This is a genomic window from Acetomicrobium sp. S15 = DSM 107314 (assembly GCF_016125955.1).
GTDB lineage: Bacteria > Synergistota > Synergistia > Synergistales > Thermosynergistaceae > Thermosynergistes > Thermosynergistes pyruvativorans.
Genome location: NZ_JADEVE010000101.1, coordinates 1 through 390, shown reverse-complemented (window position 1 = coordinate 390; position 390 = coordinate 1). Strand labels below are relative to the sequence as shown.

1 protein-coding gene is annotated in these 390 nt (G+C 53.6%); it reads right to left on the bottom strand.

All coding sequences use genetic code 11. The annotated features are described in order from the left end of the window. The coding region (locus EZM41_RS13465) for a polysaccharide biosynthesis protein (RefSeq protein ID WP_232619005.1) at positions 1–309 on the bottom strand (309 nt) is incomplete at its 3' end. Positions 310–390 lie beyond the last annotated feature (81 nt).

Sequence of the window (390 nt, the reverse complement as noted above, 5' to 3'; positions counted from 1 at the left end):
CAGTGTAGCTGAAAGCTTGATAGTTCGATGACTATATAGTCGTAGGGAGTAAAGGCAAAATCGGCCAAAGGGTTGCCTATATTCCCAGCCACGGCTACTTTCAGATCGCAGGCGGCTAAAAGATAGCCGAGGTCGCTCAGGCTCTATTACGAAACTGTCGTCGTATTCCACGGCGTGGCGCGACTCTTCTTCCGTTAAGAGGCATTCGTGCAGCTTCTCCCCCGGCCTTATGCCAACTACCTCAAGCTCTGCTTCGGGGGCAACCGCCTCCCCCCACGGCACATCTACCGAGACAATTTGACAGTCCATCCTGCTCGCCATCTCCCTGAAACGGAGACCGAACTGACCGCAAGATACCGAGATTACAACATCGTCCGGCCTCAATAGGTT